At 65.4% G+C, this 17523-nt stretch carries 18 protein-coding genes; 10 read left to right on the plus strand and 8 right to left on the minus strand.

Annotated features, from left to right (window positions below; translation table 11 throughout):
• The first annotated feature begins 2 nt into the window (after nucleotides 1–2).
• The 5 genes from fba to KTQ42_RS00945 all read left to right on the plus strand — a co-directional run bounded on the left by fba (nucleotide 3) and on the right by KTQ42_RS00945 (nucleotide 4814).
• Nucleotides 3–1067: a class II fructose-bisphosphate aldolase gene (gene fba / locus KTQ42_RS00925; protein WP_217343783.1), complete on the plus strand. Its 1065-nt coding sequence runs from the start codon at nucleotides 3–5 to the stop codon at nucleotides 1065–1067.
• Between the two features lie 107 nt (nucleotides 1068–1174).
• On the plus strand, nucleotides 1175–2074 hold the full coding sequence (locus tag KTQ42_RS00930; RefSeq protein WP_217343784.1) for a phosphoribosylaminoimidazolesuccinocarboxamide synthase: 900 nt from the start codon (nucleotides 1175–1177) through the stop codon (nucleotides 2072–2074).
• A 12-nt stretch (nucleotides 2075–2086) separates the two neighbouring features.
• Entirely contained in the window at nucleotides 2087–2593 is a 507-nt protein-coding gene (gene purE / locus KTQ42_RS00935) for a 5-(carboxyamino)imidazole ribonucleotide mutase (RefSeq protein ID WP_217343785.1), read from the plus strand.
• Nucleotides 2590–3783 carry a 5-(carboxyamino)imidazole ribonucleotide synthase gene (locus KTQ42_RS00940; RefSeq protein ID WP_217343786.1) on the plus strand — a complete coding sequence of 398 codons (1194 nt, stop codon included), beginning with the start codon at nucleotides 2590–2592 and terminating at the stop codon, nucleotides 3781–3783. Before purE ends, KTQ42_RS00940 begins: the two co-directional genes overlap by 4 nt.
• The gene (locus KTQ42_RS00945) at nucleotides 3780–4814 is read left to right on the plus strand and encodes an L-threonylcarbamoyladenylate synthase (RefSeq protein ID WP_217343787.1); all 1035 of its coding nucleotides are present in this window, start codon (nucleotides 3780–3782) and stop codon (nucleotides 4812–4814) included. Before KTQ42_RS00940 ends, KTQ42_RS00945 begins: the two co-directional genes overlap by 4 nt.
• Nucleotides 4815–4858: 44 nt before the next feature.
• Here the strand turns inward: KTQ42_RS00945 and KTQ42_RS00950 are convergent, their stop codons facing one another.
• On the minus strand, nucleotides 4859–5368 hold the full coding sequence (locus tag KTQ42_RS00950) for a flavin reductase family protein (protein ID WP_217343788.1): 510 nt from the start codon (nucleotides 5366–5368) through the stop codon (nucleotides 4859–4861).
• A 112-nt stretch (nucleotides 5369–5480) separates the two neighbouring features.
• Here KTQ42_RS00950 and KTQ42_RS00955 point away from each other — a divergent pair, with 112 nt between their 5' ends.
• Complete coding sequence (locus KTQ42_RS00955; RefSeq protein WP_217343789.1) at nucleotides 5481–6128, plus strand: AMP-binding protein; 648 nt, start codon at nucleotides 5481–5483, stop codon at nucleotides 6126–6128.
• Nucleotides 6129–6234: 106 nt separating this feature from the next.
• Nucleotides 6235–7476 carry a serine hydrolase domain-containing protein gene (locus tag KTQ42_RS00960; RefSeq protein WP_217343790.1) on the plus strand — a complete coding sequence of 414 codons (1242 nt, stop codon included), beginning with the start codon at nucleotides 6235–6237 and terminating at the stop codon, nucleotides 7474–7476.
• Nucleotides 7477–7513: 37 nt separating this feature from the next.
• Here the strand turns inward: KTQ42_RS00960 and KTQ42_RS00965 are convergent, their stop codons facing one another.
• Entirely contained in the window at nucleotides 7514–8815 is a 1302-nt protein-coding gene (locus KTQ42_RS00965; protein WP_217343791.1) for a divalent metal cation transporter, read from the minus strand.
• Nucleotides 8816–8983: 168 nt separating this feature from the next.
• On the opposite strand from KTQ42_RS00965, the gene msrA reads away from it, so the two are divergent.
• Nucleotides 8984–9514: a peptide-methionine (S)-S-oxide reductase MsrA gene (gene msrA / locus KTQ42_RS00970; RefSeq protein WP_217343792.1), complete on the plus strand. Its 531-nt coding sequence runs from the start codon at nucleotides 8984–8986 to the stop codon at nucleotides 9512–9514.
• On the opposite strand, the gene KTQ42_RS00975 is transcribed toward msrA, so the two are convergent.
• The 3 genes from KTQ42_RS00975 to KTQ42_RS23820 form a co-directional block, all read right to left on the minus strand.
• Nucleotides 9508–10722: a cyclopropane-fatty-acyl-phospholipid synthase family protein gene (locus KTQ42_RS00975; RefSeq protein WP_217343793.1), complete on the minus strand. Its 1215-nt coding sequence runs from the start codon at nucleotides 10720–10722 to the stop codon at nucleotides 9508–9510. The two genes, msrA and KTQ42_RS00975, sit on opposite strands and share 7 nt — an antisense overlap.
• A gap of 62 nt (nucleotides 10723–10784) precedes the next feature.
• Nucleotides 10785–11420: a pyridoxamine 5'-phosphate oxidase gene (pdxH, locus tag KTQ42_RS23815; protein WP_249222597.1), complete on the minus strand. Its 636-nt coding sequence runs from the start codon at nucleotides 11418–11420 to the stop codon at nucleotides 10785–10787.
• A gap of 3 nt (nucleotides 11421–11423) precedes the next feature.
• Nucleotides 11424–11972 (minus strand): hemerythrin domain-containing protein, encoded by a 549-nt coding sequence (locus tag KTQ42_RS23820; RefSeq protein WP_249222598.1) that lies wholly within the window; start codon nucleotides 11970–11972, stop codon nucleotides 11424–11426.
• Nucleotides 11973–12169: 197 nt separating this feature from the next.
• On the opposite strand from KTQ42_RS23820, the gene tcdA reads away from it, so the two are divergent.
• A complete protein-coding gene (gene tcdA, locus KTQ42_RS00985; protein ID WP_217343794.1) occupies nucleotides 12170–13051 on the plus strand; it encodes a tRNA cyclic N6-threonylcarbamoyladenosine(37) synthase TcdA in 882 nt (293 codons plus the stop codon).
• Nucleotides 13052–13060: 9 nt separating this feature from the next.
• Here the strand turns inward: tcdA and thpR are convergent, their stop codons facing one another.
• Genes thpR through KTQ42_RS01000 form a run of 3 tightly spaced genes read right to left on the minus strand, consistent with a single transcriptional unit; the run spans nucleotide 13061 to nucleotide 15642 of the window.
• On the minus strand, nucleotides 13061–13597 hold the full coding sequence (gene thpR / locus KTQ42_RS00990) for an RNA 2',3'-cyclic phosphodiesterase (RefSeq protein WP_217343795.1): 537 nt from the start codon (nucleotides 13595–13597) through the stop codon (nucleotides 13061–13063).
• 15 nt (nucleotides 13598–13612) lie between these two features.
• Nucleotides 13613–14665 carry a GMP reductase gene (locus tag KTQ42_RS00995; RefSeq protein WP_217343796.1) on the minus strand — a complete coding sequence of 351 codons (1053 nt, stop codon included), beginning with the start codon at nucleotides 14663–14665 and terminating at the stop codon, nucleotides 13613–13615.
• Nucleotides 14666–14721: 56 nt separating this feature from the next.
• Nucleotides 14722–15642, minus strand: a complete 921-nt coding sequence (locus tag KTQ42_RS01000; protein WP_217343797.1) for a metallophosphoesterase — start codon at nucleotides 15640–15642, stop codon at nucleotides 14722–14724.
• Nucleotides 15643–15797: 155 nt separating this feature from the next.
• Between KTQ42_RS01000 and KTQ42_RS01005 the strand changes: the two genes are divergently transcribed.
• The gene (locus KTQ42_RS01005; RefSeq protein ID WP_217343798.1) at nucleotides 15798–17522 is read left to right on the plus strand and encodes an AAA family ATPase; all 1725 of its coding nucleotides are present in this window, start codon (nucleotides 15798–15800) and stop codon (nucleotides 17520–17522) included.
• Nucleotide 17523 lies beyond the last annotated feature (1 nt).

Below are 17523 nucleotides of genomic sequence, written 5' to 3' on the forward strand. Positions count from 1 at the left end.
ACATGCCTCTCGTATCCATGCGTCAATTGCTGGACCATGCCGCCGAAAACGGCTACGGTCTGCCCGCCTTCAACGTCAACAACCTCGAGCAGGTCAGCGCCATCATGGCGGCCGCCGATGAAGTCGGCGCGCCGGTGATCATGCAGGCCTCGGCCGGCGCCCGCAAATATGCCGGCGAAGCCTTCCTGCGCCACCTGATCTCGGCCGCGGTCGAGGCCTATCCGCATATCCCGGTGGTGATGCACCAGGACCACGGCCAGTCGCCGGCGGTCTGCATGGCCGCCATCAAGTCCGGCTTCACCTCGGTGATGATGGACGGCTCGCTGATGGAAGACGGCAAGTCGGTCGCCAGCTACGAGTACAACGTCGAAGTGTCGAAGAAGGTGGTCGAGTTCTCGCACGCCATCGGCGTCACGGTGGAAGCGGAGCTGGGCGTGCTCGGCTCGCTGGAAACCATGAAGGGCGACAAGGAAGACGGCCACGGCGCCGAAGGCACCATGACCCGCGAGCAGCTGCTGACCGACGTCGGCCAGGCCGCCGACTTCGTGCGCCAGACCCAGTGCGACGCGCTGGCTATCGCGATCGGCACCTCGCACGGCGCCTACAAGTTCTCGCGCAAGCCGACCGGCGACATCCTGGCCATCGAGCGCATCAAGGAAATCCATGCCCGCATCCCCAACACCCACCTGGTGATGCACGGTTCGTCCTCGGTGCCGCAGGAACTGCTGGCCGAGATCCGCGAATTCGGCGGCGACATGAAGGAAACCTATGGCGTGCCGGTCGAGGAAATCCAGGAAGGCATCAAGCACGGCGTACGCAAGATCAATATCGACACCGATATTCGCCTGGCGATGACGGGCGCGATCCGCCGCTACCTGTTCGAGAATCCTTCGAAGTTCGACCCGCGCGACTACCTGAAGCCTGCCCGCGAAGCGGCGATGAAGGTCGTCAAGGCGCGTTACCTGTCGTTCGGCTGCGAAGGCCAGGCAGGGAAAATCAAGCCGGTTTCGTTGGAAAAAATGGCTGAGCGCTACAAAAAAGGCGAACTTTCCCAGATCGTGCAGTAAACTCCCTCCTTTGAAAAAATTCGCGTGCCTCCCGCACGCGGATTCTCCCTTTGTAGTGCATAGCGTTGGCGGCAGCAGCCGCCGGCGCGCTATTCCAGAGATTTCCCATGACCTCCAGTCTTTACCAATCCAGCATCGCTTCGCTGCCGCTGCTTGGCCGCGGCAAGGTCCGCGACAATTACGCTGTCGGCGACGACAAGATCCTCATCGTCACCAGCGACCGCCTGTCCGCCTTCGACGTGGTGATGCAGGAGCCGATCCCGGGCAAGGGCCGGGTGCTGAACCAGATGTCGGATTTCTGGTTCGACAAGTTGAAGGACATCGTGCCCAACCACCTGACCGGCATCGCGCCGGAATCGGTGGTGGCGCCGGAGGAGGTCGAGCAGGTGCGCGGCCGCGCGGTGGTGGCCAAGAAGTTGAAGCCCATCCTGGTCGAGGCGGTGGTGCGCGGCTACATCATCGGTTCCGGCTGGAAGGATTACCTGGCCAACGGCGCGGTCTGCGGCATTTCGCTGCCGCCCGGCCTGCGCCAGGCCGACAAGCTGCCGCAGCCGATCTTCACGCCGGCCGCCAAGGCCGACCTCGGCGAGCATGATGAAAACATCAGCTTCGCCGAGATGGAGCGCCGCATCGGCGGCAAGCTGGCGCGCCAGATGCGCGACATCAGCATCCGCCTGTACCAGACCGCCGCCAATTACGCCGCCACCCGCGGCATCATCATTGCCGACACCAAGTTCGAATTCGGCCTGGACGACGACGGCGTGCTGCACCTGATGGACGAAGTCCTGACCGCCGATTCCTCCCGCTTCTGGCCGGCCGATTCCTACGAGCCGGGCAGCTCGCCGCCATCCTTCGACAAGCAGTTCGTGCGCGACTACCTGGAAACCGTCTCCGGCTGGAACAAGACCGCGCCGGCGCCGCACCTGCCGGCCGACGTGATCGAGAAGACCGGCGCCAAGTACCGCGAGGCGCTGGAGCGCCTGACCGGCGAGAAACTGAAGGACTGACGGAGAGCCCAGATGAGTGCTGATGTTGCAAATGCCGCGCCGCTGGTCGGCGTGGTGATGGGTTCTTCCTCCGACTGGGACGTGATGCAGCATGCGGTGGCGATGCTGAAGGAATTCGGCGTGCCGCACGAGGCGCAGGTGATTTCCGCGCACCGCATGCCGGACCAGATGTTCGCCTATGCCGAAGCGGCCCGTTCGCGCGGCCTGCGCGCCATCATCGCCGGCGCCGGCGGCGCGGCCCACCTGCCGGGCATGATCGCGGCCAAGACCATCGTGCCGGTGCTGGGCGTTCCGGTGCCGTCGAAATACCTGCGCGGCGAGGACTCGCTGCTGTCCATCGTGCAGATGCCCAAGGGCGTCCCGGTGTCCACTTTCGCCATCGGCGAGGCCGGCGCGGCCAATGCGGCGCTGACCGCCGTGGCCATGCTGGCCGCCACCGACGAGGCGCTGGCGGCGAAGCTGCTGGCCTTCCGCGAGCGCCAGACCCAGGCCGCGCTCGACATGACGCTGCCGACATGAACAAGCCATCCCTCCTTGCTGCGGCCAATCCGTCCGCCGACCCCGCCACCTGGCTGGGCGTGATGGGCGGCGGCCAGCTCGGCCGCATGTTCGCCCACGCCGCTCAGGCCATGGGCTACAAGGTCGCGGTGCTGGAACCGGCGCCGCAATGCCCGGCCGGCCATGCCGCCGACCACCTGCTGTCGGCGGCCTATGACGACGCCGCCACGCTGGCCGAACTGGCCGGGCAGTGCAGCGCCGTCACCACCGAATTCGAGAATGTGCCGGCCGACAGCCTGGCCCTTCTCGCGCAGACCACCTTCGTCGCGCCGTCCTCCGCCTGCGTCTCGGTGGCCCAGGACCGCATGGCCGAGAAGCGCTTCTTCACCGAATGCGCGGAGCGTTCCGGCGTGCTGCCGGCGCCGCACCAGTTCATCAGCAGCGATGCCGATGTCGATGCGATTGCCGACACGCTGTTGCCCGGCATCCTGAAGACCGTGCGCATGGGCTACGACGGCAAGGGCCAGGTGCGCGTCACCAGCCGCGAAGAGGCGCGCGCCGCCTTCGCCGGCATGGGCGGCGTGCCCTGCGTGCTGGAAAAGATGCTGCCGCTGGCCTATGAAGTCTCGGTGCTGGCAGCGCGCGGTGCCGACGGCAAGTCGGTGGTCTATCCGATCGCCGAGAACGTGCATCGCGACGGCATCCTGTTTTCCACCACCGTGCCCGGCCCGAATGTCTCGGCCGAGCGCGCCGCGCAGGCGCAGGCGGCGGCGCTGGCCATCATCGACCGGCTCGATTACGTCGGCGTGCTGTGCATCGAATTCTTCGTGCTGCAGGACGGCTCGCTGGTGGTCAATGAAATGGCGCCGCGGCCGCACAACAGCGGCCACTACACGATCGACGCCTGCGTCACCAGCCAGTTTGCGCAGCAGGTGCGGGCCATGGCGCGGCTGCCGCTGGGCGACGTGCGCCAGCATTCGCCGGCGGTGATGTTGAACATCCTGGGCGACATCTGGTTCGACGGCGACAGCGCCTGCGAGCCGGCCTGGGACCGGGTGCTGGCGCTACCGGGCGCCAATCTGCACCTGTACGGCAAGGAAGAGGCACGGCCGGGCCGCAAGATGGGCCATGTCACCTTCGTCGCGCCGACGCTGGAAGAGGCGCAGCGGCAGTTCCATGCCGCCTGCGCCATCCTGCGGATAGACGCATGACCATCCGCCAGCCCGACCAGGCGGCGCTGGCCGAGGCCGCCGGCGCGCTGGAAGCCGGCCGCCTGGTCGCGTTTCCGACCGAAACCGTCTACGGACTGGGCGCCGACGCGGAAAACCCGGCGGCGATTGCCGCCATCTATGCCGCCAAGGGCCGGCCTTCCAATCATCCGGTGATCGTGCATCTGGCGCCGGGCGCCGACATCGGCCGCTGGGCGAGAGAGATTCCGGAGGCGGCGCACAAGCTGATTGCCGCCTTCTGGCCCGGCCCGCTGACCCTGATCCTGAAACGCGCCGACGCCGTGCCGGCAGCGGTGGCCGGCGGCCAGGACAGCGTCGGCCTGCGCTGTCCGTCGCATCCGGTGGCGCAGGCGCTGCTGAAGACATTCCGCCACGGCCAGGGCGGCCTGGCCGCACCGTCGGCCAACCGCTTCGGCCATGTCAGCCCGACCACGGCGCAGCATGTGCAGGATGAATTCGGCGCCGGACCGGACTCGCCGCTGGCCATGGTGCTCGATGGCGGCGCCAGCCAGGTCGGCATTGAATCGACCATCGTTGACCTGTCGCGCATGGACAGCCATGGCCCGGCCTTGCTGCGGCCCGGACAGATCAGCGCCGAACAGATCGCCGCCGTGATCGGGCAGTGGCCCGGCCTGGGCGGCGCCGATGCGCCGCGGGTGTCGGGCGCGCTGGCGTCCCACTATGCGCCCCGTACGCCGGTGGTGCTGGTGGAGGGCGCGGCATTACCGGGGCTGCTGGAACGCCTGGCGAGTGCGAACAAACAGGCCGCCATGATTCTGGTCGGAACAGGGGATGGGGCAGCGTCGTCGGCAAGTACCGCCATCGTGCTGCCTGCAGAAGCGGATGGTTATGCCCAGGGCCTGTATGCCGCACTGAGAAGCATGGACGGCGTCGGTGCCGACGTGATCCTGGTGCAGCAGCCGCCGCAGGGCATTGCCTGGCTGGGCATCAATGACAGGCTGCGCCGCGCGGCCCACGGCTCGGAAAACACGCTTCAGGCCCTGGGTTTGTAATTCCCGGGCGGGCAGGGCCGTGCCGCGCCGTCGGCACACCCGGTTCAGCGTCCGCCGCTTTCCATCAGCCGTCCGCCATGAAACACCAGTCCCGGCTGTGGCGTGACATCGCACTGCTCGACTTCGCCGACAAAGATCACATGGTCGCCTTCCGGATAGCGGCTGCGGTTATGGCATTCGAACCAGGCGGACACGCCCTTGAGGATGGGCAGGCCGGTGCGCGAGAGCGTGAATTCCACGCCCTGAAAGCGGTTCGCCCCGCGCCGGGCAAACTGCTCGGCCAGATGCGCCTGGCTGGCCGAGAGCACATTGATCACGTAATGGGAATTGTCGGTAAAGGCCGACAGGGTGCTGGCTTCGTTCGACAGGCTCCATAGCACCAGGGGCGGCGACAGCGAGACCGAGTTGAATGAGCTGGCAGTCAGGCCGACGAATGCGCCGTTGTCCACGCGGGTGGTAATGACGGTGACGCCGGTGGCGAACTGGGAAAGCGCCTGACGAAAGTGCGCGGTATCGAATTCCGGCGCCAGCGCCTGGGAGGTGGAAGAGGGCATTACAGGCCTGAAAGCGTTGAACAGGGCTAATTATGCCGAAAATCGGCCAACCATGAGGCGGGCTGTCATTTTTTACGTAGAATCGGCGGGTCTGATCCATTGCCTGCCATCCATGATCGCCTGCTCACCGTCACTGTCACCGTCCACATTGCCGCCCGGCGCGCTGTTCGATCTGCTGGCGCATTACGCACGCAGCCAGCCGGCTGCCATTGCCTGCGCCTCCCGCTACCGGATGGCCAGCTATCGCAAGGTATGGTCGAGAATCGAGCGCGCTACGGCCCGGCTTCAGGGCGAGTGGCAGGTGACGCCCGGCGACGTGGTGGCGTATTGCGGCCAGGGTCATCCGGACGCGCTGGTGCTTTACCTTGCGCTGGTGCGCTGCGGCGCGTTGCTCTGGCCGCTCGAGCATCCTGACGGACCTGCCGTACTGGCCGATCATGCCGCCGGCCTGCCGCTGAAGATCGTGTTGTTCGACGACGATGACCCGCAGCCCCGCGCGCTGGCAACCGCGCTGCCGCTCTCCAGCCTGATCGGCGGCCATTGTCCGTACGAGGCGCGTGCGCTTCCCTTCGATCCGGCTGTGCCGAGCCTGCTCGGCATCGATGCGGACGGGAAAATCAGTCAGCATAGCCTGCTGCAGTTGCAGGAGGAAACGCCGTCCGGCCTGCAGGAAGTGCATCGCCGCCTGTTCGACCAGGATGTGTTGGGGCCGGTGGTATTGCCCACACTTGCCGCTGGCAAGACCCTGGTTTTTCTGTAAGGCCCGGCACGCCCTCGCCCACCGCGCTTGTTTTTTCCGTTTTCCGGGCGACGCATTGATCCATCGCTGTTACGTATTGCGTTCTGAGACCAGTACGGGACAAAGCATGAATAATTTCTTCTTTCGGATCCGGCAGATGCTGCTCCTGGCCGGCGTGGGTGCCGGTCTTGCCGCCTGCGGCGGTAAATTCGCTTCCACCGAGCAGGTCGCGACGCAGGAGCGCTGCGACGGCCTAGCGCCCGCGTCGCAAGCGCCAGGTCAGGCCAAGGTCGAACCAATCACCACGATTGCCTGCACGGTCATGCAGGAGCTGGACCTGAGAAGCGCGATCATCCAGGTCAGCGTCGACGGCAAACTGATCTATTCCACTGCGCTGGGCGAGTCCGCACCCGGCACCCCGGCCACGACTGCCATGCATTTCCGCAACGGCGCCGTTGCCATGACCTACATGGCCACAGTGCTGCTGCAACTGGCGGACGAGAACCGTCTCAGCCTCAGTGACAAGGTCGGCAAATGGCTGCCCGGCTTGCCTGCCGCGGATAGCGTGACGCTGGAAATGCTGGTCAACAACACGTCGGGCTATCCGGATTATGCCGCCGATCCGGAATTCCTTTCTGCCAGCAAGGCCGATCCGCTGCGGGAATGGACTGCGGGCGGCCTCATGTCCTATGCCTTCAACAAGGAGCTGATCTATCCGCCCGGCACCAACTGGAATTATTCGCATACCAATTACCTGGTGCTGGATGCCGTCATCGAAAAGGTCACCGGAAAGCCCCTGGCCGAGGTGCTGCGGGAGCGCATTCTCGATCCGCTGCGCCTGCGCAATACGGCAAGCTCGGTCAAGCCCGACATTCCCTCGCCGGTGCTGAGAGCCTATACCAGCGAACGGGGCGGCTACGAGGAATCGACGCTCTGGAATCCCTCCTGGACCCTGCCGGCGGGCGCGGTGATGACCACCGACATTACCGACCTGCGCATCAGCGCCGAAGCCATCATGCGCGGCAGGCTGCTCTCGCCTACGTCCTTTGCCGCCCAGACCGATGCCCGGCTGGTCGGGTTTGGCAATCCGGCCGCCTGTCCGCCTGGCATTTGCAGGAAAAATACGGAAACGGCGCACTTTGGCATGGGCTTGCTGGTGAGCGGGCCATGGTTGATGCAGAGCCCTATGTTTGGTGGCTACAGCGCTTCCATCGGCATGCTGCCTGAGCGTGGCATCAGCATTGCCGTGGCCGCAACCCAGGGTCCGCGGGCCAATCCGGATCGCAATGGCGGCGAGGCGCTGATGTTTGCGATTGCCCGCCAGATGGCGCCGGACAGGCCGGTGCCGCTTTCAGCATTGGCGCAATGAATCAGGCGTCCCTCTCGCCACGTGTCCTGATAAAAGGCTAACCGGGGGATAAAGCCGTCACCGCCATTGCCAGCACGGTGCCCGCCATCAGCACCGTGGCCAGCCAGCCGAATACCTTCAGGCCGCCGCGGATCACGAAGCGGCCCATCACCTGGCGGTTGGTCGCCATCAGCATCATCACTACCATGATCGGCGCCGAGATCACGCCATTGACGACCGCGCTCCAGTACAGCCCCCTGACCGGGTCCAGCGGCAGGAAATCGATGGCCATGCCGCCCAGGGTCGCCAGCGCGATCACGCCGTAAAACTCCTTGGCCAGCGCCGGCCGGTATTCCAGGCTGCTGGCCCACTTGAAGCTGCCTGCCATCGCATAGGCAGCCGAACCCGCCAGCACAGGCACCGCCAGCAGGCCGGTGCCGACGATGCCGGCTGCAAACAGCATGAAGGCAAAGTCTCCCGCAATCGGGCGCAGCGCCTGGGCAGCCTGGGCCGAAGTGTCGATGCTGGTGATGCCATGCGCATGCAGCGTCAGCGCCGAGGTCAGCATGATGAAGAAGGCCACCAGGTTGGAGAAGCCCATGCCGACGTAAGTGTCGATCTGTATCCTGCCCAGCTCGGCGCGTGCATTCCGGGGTTCCTTGCGGATCGATTTGCCGCCGGGCTGGCTCTTTATCTGCTCCACCTCCTCGGAGGCCTGCCAGAAGAACAGATAGGGGCTGATCGTGGTGCCCAGCACCGCCACCACGGTGGTGATGTAGTCCGGCGTCAGCGACGCCCGTGGCCACACCACGGCGCGGCCAACCTGCGCCCAGTCGATATGGATGGTGAAGATCACCGCGACATAGGCCAGCAGTGCCAGCGTCAGCCATTTCAGCACCCGCACGTAACGATGGTAGGGAATGAATATCTGCAGCCCCAGCGACAGCAGGCCGAAGCCGACCGCATACCAGCGCGCCGGGCCGCCCACCAGCAGCCTGACCGCATCGCCCATGGCCGCCAGGTCGGCTGCGATATTGATGGTGTTGGCCACCACCAGCATCAGCACCGTGACATGCAGTATCCAGCGCGGATAATGCCGGCGCATGTTGCTGGCCAGTCCGCGCCCGCTGACGCGGCCGATGCGGGCGCTGATGATCTGGATGGCCGCCATCAGCGGATAGGTCAGCAGCACTGTCCACAGCATGTTGAGGCCAAAGCGGGCGCCGGCCTGGCTGTAGGTGGCGATGCCGCTCGGATCATCGTCGGCGGCGCCGGTGACCACGCCGGGGCCCAGCCGGGCCAGCCATGAGGTTTCCTGTTGGCTGTCGCGGGCAGGCGTTGCAGCGGTTTTTTTCTTCATATGCCCGGCTCTGCAGGTTGGTAGCGATGCCGTATGGTGGTGCAGTTATTGCGCATGGTCAATCTCCTGCAGGGGGCAGTTGCCGTTTGGATCAAGCCGGCCGGCATCAGCACATTTTTTGCGATACAGTGACGCGATCAATGCTGGCATAACCAAGAGGGGAAAAACATGGCGACTGAAACAGCAACCCTGGGCGGAGGATGCTTCTGGTGCCTTGAGGCGGTTTATCAGGAATTGAAAGGCGTGCAGCATGTGGAGTCGGGCTATGCGGGCGGACAGGTGACCAATCCGCGCTACGAGCAGGTATGCGAAGGCACGACCGGGCATGCCGAAGTGGTGCAGCTGACCTTCGACCCGGCTGTGGTCAGCTACCGCGAAATCCTGGAAGTCTTCTTTACCATCCATGACCCGACCACCCTGAACCGCCAGGGCAACGATGTGGGCACCCAGTACCGCTCGGTGATCTATTACCACGACGCCCGGCAGCGCGAGACGGCCGAGCAGGTGATCGCGGAAATGGCCAATGTCTGGGACGCGCCCATCGTTACCGAGTTGAAGCCCCTGCCCGATTACTACAAGGCGGAGGCCTATCACCAGAACTACTTCCGGCAAAACCCGATGCAGGGCTATTGCGCCTACATCGTCGCGCCCAAGGTGGCGAAGTTCCGCAAGACCTACGCCGACAAGCTCAATCACTGAGCCGGCCGGTCATACATGTAGCGGCGTGACCAGGGCAGGGCGGACGCGTCGCGGCCGGCCTTGCCGCAGACCACCTGGTTCAGCGAGATCCAGTCCTGGCTGAAGGCGTAGGCGCAGCCGGCCAGGTAGACGCGCCAGATGCGAAAGCGCCTGTCGTCCACGGTCTGGCGTATCTCGCCGGCGCGCGCCTCGAAATTGTCGGCCCAGAGGGTGCAGGTTTTCGCATAATGGCGACGCAGGTTTTCCACGTCCAGCGGTTCCAGCCCGCCCATCTGCATGGTCTTGAGCACCAGGCTCACATGCGGCAGTTCGCCGTGCGGGAACACATAGGTTTCAATGAATTCGCCGCCGCCGTAGGGCGTTTCGCCATTGCCGACGTCGGTTGTGGTGATGCCATGGTTCATTACCAGGCCGTCATCCCTCAGCAGCGCATTGATCTTTTTAAAGTACATCGGCAGGTTCTTCAGGCCGACATGCTCGAACATGCCCACGCTGGTGATGCGGTCGAACTGGCCCTCCACGTCGCGGTAATCCTGCAGCCGGATCTCGACCTGTCCTTCCAGCCCGGCCTCGCGCACCCGCTGCACCGCCAGCGCATGCTGGTTGCGCGACAGCGTGATGCCGGTGACGCGGGCGCCATACCGGCTTGCCGCCCGAATCGCCAGCGCGCCCCAGCCGCAGCCGATGTCGAGCAGGGTGTCGCCCGGACGCACCCGGATCTTGTTGAGGATGTGGTCGATCTTCTTCAGCTGCGCGGTGGCCAGGTCCTCGTCGCCATTCTCGAAGTAGGCGCAGGAATAGACCATGCGCGGGTCCAGCCACAGCTGGTAGAAGTCGTTGGAGACGTCGTAGTGATACTGGATTGCTTCCGCATCCTTCCTGCGGCTATGGCTGAAGGGCCTGCTGAACCAGCCCGGCCGGCTTTCCTCCTTCAGCGTGTGCGCGGCCAGCGCATTGGCCACCGCGATCACTTCCCTGGCCCGGCCCTCGACATCGAGCCGGCCTTCGACGTAGGCCTTGCCGAGGTTGGCCAGCGTCGGCTTGAGCAGGAAGGGCAGGGACGACACGTGCGGCACCTTGACCGTTACCTCGGGCACCTGCTTGCCGAAGTCGAACTGCTGTCCGTTCCATAGCTGCAGCCGCAGCGGCAGCGCCGCCTGGTGCCGGATATTCTCCACCCAGTGTTCCAGCTTCTTTTCCCAAAACATGATGTCCTCCGAAAAGTGCGATCAGTATCCTGGTGATGCGGGCAGGGCCGGCGCTGGCCGGTTCAGGGTTGCAGGCGCTCCCTGTGCCATGCGCCATCCTGCTGGCGGGTATAGACAATGCGGTCGTGCAGCCGGGAAGGCCGGCCCTGCCAGAACTCGATGCGGTCGGGAATGAGCCGGTAGCCGCCCCAATGCGGCGGGCGCACAGGCTGGTCGCCATGGCTGGCTTCGGCCTGGGCGAAGCGCTGTTCCAGCATTTCCCGGCTGGCGATGGTGTCGCTCTGGTCGGACGCCAGCGCGCCGAGGCGGCTGCCGAGCGGACGGCTCTGGAAATAAGCGTCGCTCTGTGCCTCCGCCAGCTTCTCGACCCTGCCTTCGATGCGCACCTGGCGTTCCAGTTCGACCCAGTGGAACAGCAGCGCAGCGTAAGGATGGGCTTCCAGGTCGCGGCCCTTGCGGCTGCGGTAATTGGTAAACCAGGTAAAGCCGTCCCGGTTGAAGTCCTTGATCAGCAGGATGCGCGACGACGGCCGGCCATCCGCACCCACGGTCGCCACGCTCATGGCATTGGCTTCCGGGATGCCGGCTTCCATCGCCTGCCGGAACCAGGTGGCGAACTGGACGGTGGGGTCCGGGTCCACTTCGTTCTCGGTCAGCGTGGCGCGGCTGTAATCCTTGCGCAGGTCGGCAATCGACATCAATCAGGCTCCTTCAGGGTGGGCAATGCCGCGCCGGGCGCGCATTGCATTGCCCAGGGTTTGCATCTGCGCCGGCGAAAACAGGCGCTTGGCCATCGGCGCAATGTGGCTTTCTTCCTTGTCCATATGGCCAAGGTACATGTCCTGGTACAGCTTCACGTCGGCGGGGTTGAGCGTGGCCGCCGCGCCGCCGGCCAGCGCGGCAAGCTGGGGCTGCAGCCGCTGCCAGACCGCATCCATCTGCCGGTGTTCCTGCAGGATTTCCGGCGTGAGCCGTTCCAGCAGGGCGGCGTCGGCGTCGGCAGCCGTCTCGGCGAGCATGGGCAGCAGATTCTGTTCCTCGTCTTCATGATGTTGGTGCGCCGCCTTGGAAAAATAGCGCAGCACCGCTGTGGCGGCCTGCTGCACTTCTTCCGCGCCAGCCTCGTGCGCGGCAGGGCCGGCCAGTTGCTGCATGGTGCGCAGCTGCTTGCGGATGCGGTCATGACAATGTTTCAGCACCGCGATGGGCTGGTCGAAGTCTGGTGCGGTGTCGAACAGGGAAGCGTTCATCGCTTGTTGCCTTGGAAGGTGAGATTGCCTGGCAGCCTGCAAGCGGCGGTGTAACCCGAAAGAAAGGTTGCGCCGCGTAGGCCTGGCACAACAAAATGTTAGTTAATTGTTATTTTAATCGGAAATCCTTATGGGTGTCGCTTCAAGTCGATGCCGCGTCAGCCATTTCCGCATTTTCCTTCCAGTAAAATAACGCGATGGACCTGATTGCCCCCCACCTTCCCGCCGCCGAACTGGCGGATATCGATTTCGAACGCCGTTTTGGCGGCATTGCGCGCCTCTATGGCGCTCCCGCGCTGCAACGTTTCCGCAGCGCCCATGTCTGCGTGGTGGGCGTGGGCGGCGTCGGTTCCTGGGTGGCCGAGGCGCTGGCCCGCAGCGCGATCGGCCATATCACGATGATCGACCTCGACAACGTGGCCGAGTCCAATATCAACCGCCAGATCCATGCGCTCACCGAGACCATCGGCCAGCCCAAGGTCACTGCGCTGGCCGAGCGCATTGCCCAGATCAACCCGTTCTGCCGCGTCACCCAGATCGAGGACTTCATCACGCCGGACAATCTCGACGACATGGTCGGCCTGCGCGCCTATGACTATGTGATCGACGCGATCGACGATGCGCGCGCCAAGACTGCGCTGATTGCCTACTGCCGCGCCAACGGCATACGCCTGATCACCATTGGCGGTGCGGGCGGCCAGGTCGATCCGACCAAAATCGAAGTGCGCGACCTCTGCCGCACCGAGCAGGAACCTCTGCTGGCCAAGGTGCGCAAGCGCCTGCGCAACGAGCATGGTTTCCCGCGCGGCACCAAGAACAAGTTCGGCATCGACGCGGTGTTTTCCACCGAGCCGCTGCGCCAGCCGGATGCGGGCGATGCCTGCGAAGTCGATGGCCCCGGCGTGACCGGCCTCAATTGCGCCGGCTTCGGTTCGGCCATGGTGGTGACTGCCAGCTTCGGCCTGGTGGCGGCAGCGCACGTGCTGCGCCGGTTGGCCGAGTCGGCCACAGCCGCAGCTGCAACCACAGCTGCGGTTGCAACCACAATGGCAACCACAGCCACAACCGACCCGGCCTGACGAAAGCGCTCAGCCCGGCGCCCGCTGCGCCAGCACCTGGTAGATCGGTCCGCTTGGCGTGGTGGTGGACTGCACCAGCGCCAGTTGCGGCGCCTGCCACACAATCTCCGGTTCCCGGCCGCGCGGCGCCGCCGGCGCATTGCGCGCCAGCGTCACATGGGGCCGGAAGGCCGATTCCCTGTCATGGCCGATGCCGCATTGCTTGAGCGCGGCCGACAGTTCACGCTGCAGTTGCAGCAATGCCGCCGGCGGCTGCCGCATGCCCAGCCAGGCAATCCGCGCCCGCTGGAAATAGCCGTAACGGTCCAGTTGCAGCCGCAGTTCCGGAAAGGCAATCGCCTGCAGCACCTGTTCCAGCGCTGGCAGCACCGCTGCCGGCTGCATGCCCAGGAAAGCCATGGTCAGATGCAGGTTTTCAGGCGCGGTCGGCCGGCCGGCTCCCGACTGCCCGGGCGGCAGCAGTTCGGCCAGGGCGCTGCGCGCGGCCTCATCCGGCCAAAGCGCGAAGAACAGGCGCAGTGACGGGGATGCGGACGACGCGGCCATGCCTTCCCCGACTCCCTACGACTTGCCGAAGACTTCGTTCAGCTGCTGGGTCACGCGGATGAAGGTGGTGCGCTTGGTCAGCTCCTTGAGCTTGTGGGCGCCGACATAGGTGCAGGCAGAGCGCACGCCGCCCAGGATGTCCTGCAGGGTATCGGCCACCGGCCCGCGTGATGGCACCAGCACTTCCTTTCCTTCGCTGGCGCGGTAGCGGGCCACGCCTCCGGCATATTTTTCCATCGCCACCCGGCTGCTCATGCCATAGAACTGCTTGAACTTCTGGCCATCGCGCTCGACCAGGCCGCCGGCGCATTCATCATGGCCGGCCAGCATGCCGCCCAGCATGATGAAGTCGGCGCCGCCGCCGAAGGCCTTGGCCAGGTCGCCCGGCACCACGCAGCCGCCGTCGGCACAGATCTGGCCGCCCAGGCCATGGGCCGCATCGGCGCATTCGATCACGGCCGACAGCTGCGGATAGCCCACGCCCGTCATCTTGCGGGTGGTGCAGACCGAGCCGGGGCCGATGCCGACCTTGACGATGTCGGCGCCCGCCAGGATCAGTTCCTCGGTCATGTCGCCGGTGACCACATTGCCCGCCATGATGGTCAGGTGCGGATAATTGCCGCGCACCTTCTTGACGAAGTTGATGAAGCCTTCGGTATAGCCATTGGCCACGTCGATGCAGACGTAGGAAATGGCCGAGCCGCTCTGCGCCATCACGGACTCGAACTTCTCGTAGTCGGACTTGCCGATGCCCATGGAATAGAAGGCGGTCGATTCCGGCCGGCCTTCCTCCTGCAGCGAGCGGAAGAACTGCACCAGTTCCTCTTCCGGATAATGCTTGTGCAGCGCGGCCGACAGGCCATGCTGCCCCAGCGCGCGCGCCATTTCCATGGTGCCGGTGCTGTCCATGTTGGCGGCGATGATGGGAATGCCGTGATACGTGCGGCGCGAATGGTGGAACACGAAATCGCGGTGGATGTCGACTTCGGAACGGGAGGTCAGCGTCGAGCGCTTCGGGCGGATCAGAACATCCTTGAAGTCGAGCTTGACGGATTCTTCGATATGCATGCTGGGTCGTCCTGGTGAATGCTAGTGAAATGCTGGTGTCGGATTGGCCTGTGCCGTCAGTGGCAGGTGCCGGCGCCGCGGTCGGTGAAGGGCGGGCTGGCCTCGCTGGCGACGGGCAGAAATTCCCATGTATAGCCAGTGTCGAATAAATCCAGCCGTAATACGCCATGCACCGAATTGTCCTTCACCTCGCTGTTGGCGCGGTCCAGCCGCACCGGCGTGAGCATCGCGCCGCCGGTGCCGACCACGAACTGGCGCATGCCAAGCGCGTCGTCATGCCGGCCGGCCGCGTCCTGGGGCGCGAAGCGCTCGTAATTGTGGTCATGCGCGGAAAGCAGAAGTTCCACGCCGCCCGCCACCAGCGCCTGCCACAGCGGGTCCATCGCCGGGTTGCTGGCGTGGCCGCCCGAACTGTACCTCGGATGGTGCAGCATTGCCAGCGTGCATGGCGTTGCGTGGCGCGCCAGGTCATTCCTGAGCCAGTCCAGCTGGCGCTCGGCCGCCGTGCCGCGCAGGGTGCTGTTCAAGACGATCGCATGCCATTTTCCCAGTTGGACGCTGTAATAGCCGCCTTGTTCCTGCGCCGCCCTTGCGCCGAAATAAGTGTAGTAGCCTGGCGCGCCGGCCGTGTAGTACTCATGATTGCCCGGCACCGGCAGGGTGCGTTCGCGGAATTGTCCCCAGGTTGGCGCGTAGCAGTCGTTGAATTCCACTGGCAGGCCGACCGGGTAAGTATGGTCGCCCAGGGTCAGCGCCATCGCGCCGGGATCGGCCGCAAGGCCGGCGCTGACCAGCATTGCTGTGGCGGCGGCGCCGCTGTCCTTTGCCCAACGATAGCGGCAATCGGCGATGTCGCCGGCGGCGTAGACGGTAACTGGCTTGCCGTCGAAGGAAAGCGGCTTGGGCGCGGAGGCGCAGGCCGAGAGCGCAAGCAGCGCTGTCAAACGGGACAGGAAGCGGGGGAGGGACGAACGCATCGAACATTCCGTAAAAGAGGCGGGGAAGCTTAATATCGGCGACTCCGCCATGCAAGCGCCATGCTGCATCACGCCGCTGCGCCTGGTTCTGTGGCGCCGTGCTTCGTCCCGGCTGCGGTTCATGTTAGCCTTGCCGCTTCATTTCCATGCCAACCATGTACAAGCAATTTTTCCAGCTCAGGCACGCGCCGTTTTCCATCGCCCCCGACCCGCATTACCTGTTCATGAGCGAGCGTCACCGCGAGGCGCTGGCGCATCTGCTGTTCGGCGTCGATGCCGGCGGCGGGTTCGTGCTGCTGACCGGGGAGATCGGCGCCGGCAAGACCACGGTCTGCCGCTGCTTCCTGGAGCAGGTGCCGGCCAACTGCAACGTCGCCTACATCTTCAATCCCCGGCTGACGGCAATCGAGATGCTGCGCACGGTCTGCGAGGAGTTCCGCCTGCCGGCGCCACCGCCGGATGCCTCGGTCAAGGACCTGGTCGACCGGCTGAACCAGCATCTGCTGGCTTCCCATGCCGAGGGACGGAACAATGTGCTCATCATCGACGAGGCGCAGAACCTGTCCTTCAGCGTGCTGGAGCAGTTGCGGCTATTGACCAACCTTGAAACCAGCGAGCGCAAGCTGCTGCAGATCATCCTGATCGGCCAGCCGGAGCTGCGCGACATGCTGGCCCGGCCGGAACTGGAACAGCTGGCGCAACGCATCATCGCCCGTTACCACCTCGATGCCTTGTCCGTCAGGGAAACCGGCGCCTACATCAGCCATCGGCTGGCGGTAGCCGGCCTGCTCGGGCCAACGCCGTTTCCGCCGCGCCTGACGAGGCTGATACACAAGATCAGCGGCGGCGTGCCCAGGCGCATCAACCTGCTGTGCGACCGCGCGCTGCTGGGGGCCTATGCGCTGGAGGTGCGCCAGGTGGACCGGCGTATCCTGCGCGCGGCGGCACGGGAGGTGTTTGGCGCCGATCACGGGCCGGCCGGGCGGCATCCTTATCGTCCCTATGCGATCGCCGCGGTGCTGGCGGCGCTTGCCGGCGGCGCGATGGTGGCTGGCGGCGTGAACTGGCAGGATGCCGCCAGCCTGCTGCGTCCTGCTGCAGAAGCCAGGGCCCCTGCGTCCGTGCCGACGACGGCTGCCGTACCCGTGCCGGACGTGGCCAGCCAGGCGGAGCCAGCCCCCACGGCGCCGCCGCAGGCCGCGCCCGATACCCATGCCAGTGAAACGTCGCTGATGCCGGTACTGACCGAACTGGGCGGATTGCTCGACAACGCACCCACCCAGGAATTTGCGGGGCTGGCGGAACTGGCCGGCCTGTGGCAGGTGGAACTTGGCGAAGGCGAGCCGTGCAAGGCGGCGCTGGCGGCCGGCCTGCACTGCTTTCAGTCGGCCGGCGGCCTGGCCGAGCTGCGTCAGCTGAGCCGGCCGGCCATCGTGACGCTGCGCGACAATGCGGGCGTGCAGCACTACCTGCCGCTGGTCGCGCTGGGCAACGCCGGCGCCGGCCTTCGCATCGGCAACCAGGTCAGGCTGGTGAGCCTTGTGGCGCTGGGCCGGCGCATGCCCGGCCGCTTCCTGACGCTGTGGCGCGCGCCGCCCGAGTTCCGGGCGCACCTGAGGCCGGGCGACAAGGGTCCGGACGTGGACTGGATCGCGGCACGCCTGGCCGTGATCAATGGCTATGAGCAGCCATCGCCAGGCCGGCAGTACGACGCCGCCATGTCGCGTGAAGTGCGGGCCTTTCAGTTGGCGCAGGGCTTGGCGCCCGATGGCGTGATCGGACCCAAGACCTATATGGCCATCAATGCCGCCAGCGGCGTGCCGGAGCCGCAGCTTCTGGAGCCGCAACGCCCAGCCAGCCCTCTGGCGCAGGAAAAATAAT

Origin of the sequence: Noviherbaspirillum sp. L7-7A (assembly GCF_019052805.1) — a bacterium.
Lineage (GTDB): Bacteria > Pseudomonadota > Gammaproteobacteria > Burkholderiales > Burkholderiaceae_D > Noviherbaspirillum_A.

What these genes read in the sequence shown, in the direction of transcription:
- fba (WP_217343783.1), top strand. Translation starts at nt 3, where the DNA reads ATGCCTCTCGTATCCATGCGTCAATTGCTGGACCATGCCGCCGAAAAC.
- KTQ42_RS00930 (WP_217343784.1), top strand. Translation starts at nt 1,175, where the DNA reads ATGACCTCCAGTCTTTACCAATCCAGCATCGCTTCGCTGCCGCTGCTT.
- purE (WP_217343785.1), top strand. Translation starts at nt 2,087, where the DNA reads ATGAGTGCTGATGTTGCAAATGCCGCGCCGCTGGTCGGCGTGGTGATG.
- KTQ42_RS00940 (WP_217343786.1), top strand. Translation starts at nt 2,590, where the DNA reads ATGAACAAGCCATCCCTCCTTGCTGCGGCCAATCCGTCCGCCGACCCC.
- KTQ42_RS00945 (WP_217343787.1), top strand. Translation starts at nt 3,780, where the DNA reads ATGACCATCCGCCAGCCCGACCAGGCGGCGCTGGCCGAGGCCGCCGGC.
- KTQ42_RS00950 (WP_217343788.1), bottom strand. Translation starts at nt 5,368, where the DNA reads ATGCCCTCTTCCACCTCCCAGGCGCTGGCGCCGGAATTCGATACCGCG.
- KTQ42_RS00955 (WP_217343789.1), top strand. Translation starts at nt 5,481, where the DNA reads ATGATCGCCTGCTCACCGTCACTGTCACCGTCCACATTGCCGCCCGGC.
- KTQ42_RS00960 (WP_217343790.1), top strand. Translation starts at nt 6,235, where the DNA reads ATGAATAATTTCTTCTTTCGGATCCGGCAGATGCTGCTCCTGGCCGGC.
- KTQ42_RS00965 (WP_217343791.1), bottom strand. Translation starts at nt 8,815, where the DNA reads ATGAAGAAAAAAACCGCTGCAACGCCTGCCCGCGACAGCCAACAGGAA.
- msrA (WP_217343792.1), top strand. Translation starts at nt 8,984, where the DNA reads ATGGCGACTGAAACAGCAACCCTGGGCGGAGGATGCTTCTGGTGCCTT.
- KTQ42_RS00975 (WP_217343793.1), bottom strand. Translation starts at nt 10,722, where the DNA reads ATGTTTTGGGAAAAGAAGCTGGAACACTGGGTGGAGAATATCCGGCAC.
- pdxH (WP_249222597.1), bottom strand. Translation starts at nt 11,420, where the DNA reads ATGTCGATTGCCGACCTGCGCAAGGATTACAGCCGCGCCACGCTGACC.
- KTQ42_RS23820 (WP_249222598.1), bottom strand. Translation starts at nt 11,972, where the DNA reads ATGAACGCTTCCCTGTTCGACACCGCACCAGACTTCGACCAGCCCATC.
- tcdA (WP_217343794.1), top strand. Translation starts at nt 12,170, where the DNA reads ATGGACCTGATTGCCCCCCACCTTCCCGCCGCCGAACTGGCGGATATC.
- thpR (WP_217343795.1), bottom strand. Translation starts at nt 13,597, where the DNA reads ATGGCCGCGTCGTCCGCATCCCCGTCACTGCGCCTGTTCTTCGCGCTT.
- KTQ42_RS00995 (WP_217343796.1), bottom strand. Translation starts at nt 14,665, where the DNA reads ATGCATATCGAAGAATCCGTCAAGCTCGACTTCAAGGATGTTCTGATC.
- KTQ42_RS01000 (WP_217343797.1), bottom strand. Translation starts at nt 15,642, where the DNA reads ATGCGTTCGTCCCTCCCCCGCTTCCTGTCCCGTTTGACAGCGCTGCTT.
- KTQ42_RS01005 (WP_217343798.1), top strand. Translation starts at nt 15,798, where the DNA reads ATGTACAAGCAATTTTTCCAGCTCAGGCACGCGCCGTTTTCCATCGCC.